General features: G+C 67.7%; 8 protein-coding genes. 2 read left to right on the plus strand and 6 right to left on the minus strand.

The annotated features are described in order from the left end of the window. Nucleotides 1-250: 250 nt before the first annotated feature. The 3 genes from ABZ719_RS33290 to ABZ719_RS33300 all read right to left on the minus strand — a co-directional run bounded on the left by ABZ719_RS33290 (nt 251) and on the right by ABZ719_RS33300 (nt 2,927). Nucleotides 251-1,318 carry a hypothetical protein gene (locus ABZ719_RS33290; RefSeq protein ID WP_366728894.1) on the minus strand — a complete coding sequence of 356 codons (1,068 nt, stop codon included), beginning with the start codon at nt 1,316-1,318 and terminating at the stop codon, nt 251-253. Between the two features lie 396 nt (nt 1,319-1,714). After that, a complete protein-coding gene (locus tag ABZ719_RS33295) occupies nt 1,715-2,674 on the minus strand; it encodes a hypothetical protein (protein ID WP_366728895.1) in 960 nt (319 codons plus the stop codon). Between the two features lie 88 nt (nt 2,675-2,762). Further along, a complete protein-coding gene (locus ABZ719_RS33300; RefSeq protein WP_366728896.1) occupies nt 2,763-2,927 on the minus strand; it encodes a hypothetical protein in 165 nt (54 codons plus the stop codon). Nucleotides 2,928-3,016: 89 nt separating this feature from the next. Between ABZ719_RS33300 and ABZ719_RS33305 the strand changes: the two genes are divergently transcribed. Beyond that, on the plus strand, nt 3,017-3,337 hold the full coding sequence (locus ABZ719_RS33305) for a hypothetical protein (RefSeq protein ID WP_366728897.1): 321 nt from the start codon (nt 3,017-3,019) through the stop codon (nt 3,335-3,337). 99 nt (nt 3,338-3,436) lie between these two features. On the opposite strand, the gene ABZ719_RS33310 is transcribed toward ABZ719_RS33305, so the two are convergent. After that, nucleotides 3,437-4,150 carry a hypothetical protein gene (locus tag ABZ719_RS33310; RefSeq protein WP_366728898.1) on the minus strand — a complete coding sequence of 238 codons (714 nt, stop codon included), beginning with the start codon at nt 4,148-4,150 and terminating at the stop codon, nt 3,437-3,439. 685 nt (nt 4,151-4,835) lie between these two features. Between ABZ719_RS33310 and ABZ719_RS33315 the strand changes: the two genes are divergently transcribed. Then, a complete protein-coding gene (locus ABZ719_RS33315) occupies nt 4,836-5,294 on the plus strand; it encodes a hypothetical protein (protein WP_366728899.1) in 459 nt (152 codons plus the stop codon). 307 nt (nt 5,295-5,601) lie between these two features. Here the strand turns inward: ABZ719_RS33315 and ABZ719_RS33320 are convergent, their stop codons facing one another. Then, the gene (locus ABZ719_RS33320) at nt 5,602-6,180 is read right to left on the minus strand and encodes a hypothetical protein (protein ID WP_366728900.1); all 579 of its coding nucleotides are present in this window, start codon (nt 6,178-6,180) and stop codon (nt 5,602-5,604) included. An 87-nt stretch (nt 6,181-6,267) separates the two neighbouring features. After that, nucleotides 6,268-7,269, minus strand: coding sequence for a NucA/NucB deoxyribonuclease domain-containing protein (locus tag ABZ719_RS33325; protein ID WP_366728901.1), 1,002 nt, complete (start codon nt 7,267-7,269; stop codon nt 6,268-6,270). Nucleotides 7,270-7,449 lie beyond the last annotated feature (180 nt).

Here is a 7,449-nt window from a genome sequence, read left to right on the forward strand (position 1 = left end):
GCCGGGGCAGCAGGCCCGCCTCACACGGCCGGTAGGCGCTGATCGGACAGCCCGAGACCCTGGTCATCCTGGAGCGGATGGAGAGCAACCCGTTCGGTCTACGCGCCCAGTGGGAGAAGGAGATGGAGGACGTCTTCCTGGACGACCTCGAGTTCGCGTGGGGGCCGCGCATCCGCCTCAGCCGGTGAGCAGCCGGAAACCAACAGCGGGGCCGGACAGGGTGATCCTGTCCGGCCCCGCTGTCGTCGGGTCAGCCGAAGTCGAGCGTGTCCTGGGCGAAGTCGGCCGGGGTGGGGGTGGGCGGGGGCGCCGGCGGTCCGTCCGGGCGGGCGGCCTGCCAGCGTTCAGCCAGCTCGTCCTTCCAGCCCTTCGGCGGGGGCCACGGCACGCCCCAGGCGGCGAGCTGGTCCCGCTTCCAGCCGCCAGCGGGCGTGCGGGCGGCTTCGACCTCTTCGGGTGAGGGGAGGTACGTCATGGATGGTGCGCGCTCCGTGTTCAAGAGTTGTCCCGCAATGCGGTGACGGAAGACCGACAGGTCAGAGGCCTTGCTCAGAGGGAGCCACCCCTCGGGCATGGGAGAGCTCGCAAGCGAGGGAGGTTGAGCACCGACGGGTGCGTAGTACATCTCGGCACGTTCTTCCCACACCGTCGACTTCAAGGCGACCTGCTCGTCGAACACTTCCTGTCGAAGTTTCAGCATCCCGGCCTCGTTCAGCGCCCGAACGAAATTCAGGAGTTCGATCGTGCCGACCATCGCCCAGGCCACCAGGGGCACGGCGGCGCGAAACCGGTCGCGCAGTCCGAAGGTATCGCCTTCCTTGCGTCGCTCTGGGTCATGATGCACCACGTCTCCGTAGATCCAGGCCATGGCCAGCCCATGCGCATCGAGGTCACGCTCTTCGCCCGTGGACGTGTCAGCGACCATGACCCAATAGCCGGATTCGTCGCGCGTGGAGGGGCTCACCCGTGTCCGCCACTCAGCGCGTGCGGCCCGTATCCACGCCGCATCTTGCGGCGCTGCTCGGCAGGTGTAGCCCAGAGCCGAGAGCGCCTTCATGTGGAAACAGTCCTCCTGCTCCAGCAGTATTGGCCTGATACGCGCTGCCGCAGATTCGACCACTTCCTCGGGCGGGAGCTCGTACGAGATCCGGACCTCACCGCGGTCGACACGGACGTGGATGCTCATGCGGGTCAGCTCGACAAGGGCGTCCCAGTCGGCGGCCAGCGAATGCTCCTCCACCCTGCGGGCCCTCAACACGAAAGCTTCCAGCAAGCGCTGGTGCTTCTCGTCAAGAGTTTCCGTCTGCCCGCGGCTCACGCTTCCCCCTCGCATCGATCGCTTCCAGCATGACGTGCCTTCTCCGTCGTAGCCATCCAATTCGCCGGGCTGGTCCTTGCCACAAGGAGAAGCGCGGCTGGTCGGGGGGCGTGCCCAGCTCAGCGGTGCAGGCGCGAGAGCCAGCCGGTGGCCTTCTGCTCCGGCACGGCCGACTCCTGCTCCTGGCGCGTCGCGTTCGGCCAGGCTTCCTCCCAGTCGGTCCCATGTCGCTGGTCACAGTCCCTGCACAGGGTCGGACGGGCCTTCGGAGGGAGGCGTCCCAGCCAGTGCACTCCACCGCCTGCCACCACTCGTACGTGAACGCTGCCCTGCACTCGGTGCAGCAAGGGCGGCGGGCGTAGCGCATGAGGGCATGCTGTATGGATTTCCAGGGCCTCAGCTCTTGCCGGTCCCGCTCAAGAACAACTCTTCGAACCGCTGATACTCGCGGCGCAGGCTGCCCTTCCCTGTGTAGGCGGCGTGCGTTGCAAGGAAGAGACGCGGTCCCGCCCAAGCACCGTTCGACCACAACTGGATCAACCATGCCGGAGCTGTGCCGATGTCCTGAGACAGTTCAACCCACGCCGCCGTGTCGGCAGCATGCTCGCCGTGAGCCATCGACGAGCCGCTCGTCCAGGCGTACCCCTCGATGCCTATACGGCGCTCAAGGTTCTCGCTGAGCCAGTCAATCGAAAGGGGTGTGATCTCGGGGGTGCGACGGCCCCTCTTCACAGGCCAGCCCCGGTCCTTGGCGTAAGCCAAGATGTCGCTGATGTCCTTCGCAGGATCGCGGTTAGTCCCGTGCGCGTCATCCAGGTCGCCGTCGTTCTCAACGAGCTGGTCGGCATCGGTATCGCCGCCGAGCATTTTCCTGAGACGGATACCTGCCGAGAGTCGTGCGAGGCGACGCGTGAGGGCACGTTGCAGGCGTTCGTCAGTGCTGATGGTCGGGTCGATTACCGCTGTGGCCCACAGGCACGCCTCGAAGACACCACGCGCGACCGAAACCGCGCCCATCAGCGATTTCTCTGCACGAAGCAGGACGGCGAAACCCCGAAGCTGATCGGCGGCGCTGAGGATGTTGACCGCTGATTCATACTGGAGAACCGTTGCAGCTAGTTCGGCGCGGTCACCGAGCATGACGTCCGGGACCTTCATGTCCTCTCGCGCCGGGCTCTTACGCTCCGATTTCCAAGGCTTGAGGCCCAGTTGCGTGAAACCGTCGGCTATTTCGTCGACCGCTGCCGCAAGCGCGTCGCGACGCGCATGTGCCTTCTGTCTGTCTTGGCGCAGCTGGACGAGGATATCCATCGCCCACGCTTCGCCGTCCCTGCTCGTATCGCCTTCGCTTGTCACACGCCACACCCTGTCAGATGGCTACGACCAGGAAGTAGTGCTTTCCGTTCAGCCTGGCAGTTGCCACTGACAGCCCGGTCCGGCCGGGTCACCTGCGGAAGCGGGAGAGCCAGGTGCCGCCGGCCTTCTGCTCGGGCGCGTTGTCGTGCACCTGATGCTCGGGGCCGTCCTGCTCGGCTTGACGGTCGGCGGTGATGGCTTGCTGCTTGCAGTCGTCGCACAGGTGCGGGTGGGTGTCGCGTGGGCGTCCCACCCGGCGGGTTCGATGGCCTTCCACCGTGCGTCGGTGAATCGGGTGCCGCAGTCGGCGCACACGGGACGGCTGGCCTCTCGCTCGGCCTTGTGCTGGGCGGCGATGCGGCGCAGTTCCTCCTGGTGCTCGCGCTGGCGGGCTGCGTGTTCGGCCTGTCGGCGGGCGTCGTGGGCTTCGCGGCGTGGGTTGCCGATCGCCTCGAGGAGGGTCTGGTTGTGCGGGCGGCCGAAGCGCCGGAAGACCGCTCCGGCCGGGCCGTGCTCCTGGAGCTGCTTCATGCCGGTGACGACGATGGGCAGCTTACCGTCGTACATGTGGAAGCCGTCCTCGTACGCGGTGCCCTTCCAGTGCCGCTCGGTAGCCAGCTGCGCGATGACGGTGTGGGGGTTGCGCGGGCCCGATCCGGTTGAAGACGAGCAGCAGCGGCGGGTGCGGCTGGTCGCCGTGGCGGCCGTCGGGCACCCACCAGCGGGTGCGCCACATTGGCCGCTCCTTGCCGTCGACGTCCTTCACCTTGCGCTGGCCAAACCGCATGTACTTGTCGATCCTCGCAGCGAGGACCTGCGCGGACTCGAAGCAGTTGTCGATCTCCAGAACAAAAGCGGCACCCCGTCCTCGGGCGCGGTGATGACGATGTCCGCCTGGGCGCCGCCCATGCCGGGGTTGGACCAGGTGCCGGTCGCGGGCAGCGCCACCTCGGTTGCGTAGGAGGTGATGGTTCCCAGCCCGGCGGGCGCGTCGAAGGCGGCCTGCGCGGCGGCGCGGACGCCGGCCGGCTCGTTGGCGAGCTGGGCGAGGTCCGGCTTCGGGCGCAGCAGGGCGAGCACGGCCTCGTTGACCGTCATCGGGTGGGAGGCGCCCGTGCGGCCGGCGCCGCGGGCCGGGTCGCCCATCTCCCCCGCCGGCCGCCCCAGCTCGCGGGCGGCGGCCTTCAGGCCCATGGGCGTCAGGTTGCGCAGCCTGTCGCCGCCCGGGAGCTGCCCACCGTTCTCCGCGAGGCCGTGTTTGCGCAGATCGGACAGCGCCCCGGTGTGCGAGGCGGTTCGGGCCTGCTTCCGCTTCGACGGGGTCGGCTTGTCGGTGTGGCGGTAGCTCAGGTGCGGGGCTGAGATCTGCTGGATCTGTTCGACGGTTGCGACCTTCAGCGCTCCGAGCACGCGCAGCACGTCGCCGCGCAGGTTGTTTGACGACCCCGCCGGGTTCTCCTCACGCTTGACCGCCATCAGCTGCGCTCCTTCTCCGTCGTCTGGCTCGCGCGGCCACCTGCCGGGCGCTGGCCGCGCCCGGCCGCAGAGGGCACCCGGCCCCCGGACCCGATGATCTCCTCCTCCACGGACATCACAGAGAAGTTCAGGAGGAGAGAAGAGGGTTGTGACAACGCGGCGCGCGTCCGGATCTGCGTGGTGACCTGGGCTTTCTCTGTCCGGCTCGGGGTCGGGCACCAAAGTGGGTTCCTCAGTGGCCTCCCAAGTGCGCACCACAGGACGCCGGGACGGCTTGCCCGCTGCTGGTCGGGCCCGTGGTCGGGGCGGGCGCGCCGGGCGCCTGCCGGGAGTCGGCGGGTGGTCATCGCGGTGGCTCCTTCGTTCCGGGCCGCCCTGGTGGGCGGGGGATTCGAGGGAGCAGCGTGCAGGGGACCCCCTTGTCCGCGGTCTGACCGGGGCCGGTAGCGGGCGCGGTCAAGGGGAAATGCGGCGATGGTCGGGGCGGTAGCAGAGGTGGACAAGGGGTGGCGTTCGGCCCTTCCATCGAGCCGACCAGGGTGGCCCACTTTAACCCTTGTCGTACCGGTTCTTTCCTTTATGGGAGGTGGGAAAAATCTTCGTCCTCTGTCCACAGGGCTGCGATTGGAGGATCGGTCCCAAGGTCACCGCGATCAGCGCGGAGACCCGGACCACAGGAGTCACCGTGCCCGAAACCGTCACCACCAACGTCGAGTCCTTCGTCCCGCTCGACCCGGACTGCGTCCACGACGCGTTCAACTTCATCCGGGCCGTGCACGACAACGACTTCGACCTGGCCGGTGTGCTCATGCAGATGTACGGCAGGGACCTGCGCCGGCTGCTCATGGACGCCGCCGAGCGTGTCATCGGCCCGGTCACCGCCCTGGACGACCAGGCCGAGGAGCTGACCGCGGACTCCTTCGTCCTGGAGGCGGTCGGCCGGATTCTCTTGGAGGTCCTGAATGCGGGCGACGTCACGTGCACGAAGACGCACACTGCCATCGCCCTGACCGTCATCCGGTTCACCGCCGAGATCCTCACCGAGGAGGGCCAGGACACCGGCGAGGTCTTGGCTGAGCTCCAGCACGCCGCCGTCGAGCAGGCCCGCGCCGCGTACGAGACCGCCTCTGCCACTCGCGCGTAGAGCCCGTGTTTCTCCTTGACCTGATGGCAGGTCAAGGAGAAACACAGCTCGCCCGTACTCAGCGGGGATGCGGGAGATCTACTGCTCTCCCGCATCCCGGCCCGGGGCCGGGGCGCCAGCTCTCGGATCGGCCGGAGGGTGCCGGTCCGGGTCGGGTGCGAGAGCGAGGGACAGCGCCGGACGGGGAGGTCGGGCAGGGCCCATCGGGGGGTGTAGGGGTGGTAGCCGGACTCCAGGCGGCGCTCGGTCTTCGGCTCGCTGATGTACGGCCTCGCCTTGACCGGGGTATGGCCGGGCGGGGCGGAGGTCAGTCTTGCAGTGGGTACTGGCTGGTGTAGTCCTCTACGGGACTGGCTACGTCGGAGGCATACTCTGCGCGCGCCTGGCGGTCCTCGTCGTTGAGTTCGGGGTGGACCGGGGTGCTGGCCGGTTCAGGCCATAGCTGGATCAGGTGGCGTTCGCCGTGGTCGCCGATGCCGGGTTCGGGATCGTCGGCATGGCAGTACAGGCGCATCCGCATCCAGCGTTCCTGCTCCGGCGGGGACGGAAGCTGGAGGGCAGGCTCCTGCTGCGGCCAGGCGTCCGTGACGTCGCCGGGATCGAGGACGGCGAGATGGATCCGGCCGGTCTCGGCCTGGAGGCTGATCTCTTCCGCCGGCTCCCACGCACCGTCTGCTTCGGGCGCGGGCCGGCTGTCGTGGATCTGGATCGTGAGATGCAGTGGCCCGGTGTCGGTCGTCGTCAGGACGACAGCGCTGGAGGGGCCGGCAGGTCCGCAGCGCCAGCCGTAGGGCATCTCGCCTGGAAAGTCGTCGTGCTCGGTGAAGCCGATGAGGTATCCACTCTCGCCGAGCTCGAAGGTGAACCGGGTCTCTTGCACCAGCATGTGGAGGCTCCTGTCGGAACTGCGAAGGTGCTCCTCCCGCGCGGGGCGGGAGGAGCACCTTGAGTGTGGCACGGGTGGTGCGGTGGTTCAGACGACCACGTAGAAGGGGTCGTGGTCCATGACGTGGAAGGCACGCCGCCAGTTGGTGATGGTCGCGCCCTGGCTGTCGTTCTCGGCCTTCTTCACCCAGGTGATGGTGCGCTGCTTGGCCGGCAGATGAGTGCCGCCTTCGTAGGTGGAGGCGAAGGGGTACTCGTCGCACGAGGTACGGCCCACGCGCTTCATGTCGGCCGGCGCCGACTTCGGGCAGACAGCTGCGCGGTTTTTGTTCTTCTGCTTGTCGTTGATCATCCAGTGCAGCGGCTTGCCGCCGTTCGGGTCGCCGTAGTGGCCGCCGTGAGAACGGAGCTTGCGGATGCCGTCGGCGATGCGGGCCTGGTTGATCATGCTTACGCCGGTCGGGGCGTCAGGGATGGCGCATCCGCTGGTGCCGTAGTAGTTGTCGCAGCGGTAGACCGCGGAGTCGTAGGAGACGGTGCCAGGGCTGTAGCCGGGCTTGGTGAACGTGTAGGTGTAGTGGGTCTTGGCCTTCGGGTTGATCTTCTTCTTCGCGATGGGCCCGGTCGTGTAGGTGACGGTGCCGCTGGAGGCGCTGTCGAGGGTGCGGCCCTGGCTGAAGCTGACCTTGGCCTTCGTCCCGCCGCCGGAAGCAGCGGCGATGTTGACGTGAACGCCCTTGCCGGCGCGCGTGGTCCTGGCCTTGGCCAGGGAGAACTTCTCCGACCAGTTCGCAGACTTCGCGTTCAGGGTCATCTGGTGCTTGACGTCGAAGTCCACGGTGCCCTCGAGCTGGGGTTTGCCGTTGACGACCCGGATGACGTCGACGTGGATGGCGACCCACTCGCACTCGCTGTACCGGTTGATGGTGATCTTGTTGATGGTGCACGACGCGTTCGCGTTCGCAGCGCTCAGCCGGGAAGCGCTGGTCTGAGGCGCCGAACGACCGACCGTCACGCGCAGGATGCCGCCATCACCGTCCTGCGGCTGCGCGACCGCGGGAGTGCCGACGCCGACTACCACCGCACTCACAGCGAAGGCACCGGCGGCTAATACTCGAATCAACTTCACGTGTTCCCCCCTGAGTTGACTGTCACCGCTCAAGGGGCACCTGCAACTACTGACTTCGGCTTGTCAGGGTGACGCCGGTTCGTCGAGAGCCAGGCCGGTGCCCACTATGAAACCGTCGAGGGTGCCTGGCCGGTACTGGAG

This window comes from Streptomyces sp. NPDC006743 (assembly GCF_040703815.1).
GTDB lineage: Bacteria > Actinomycetota > Actinomycetes > Streptomycetales > Streptomycetaceae > Streptomyces.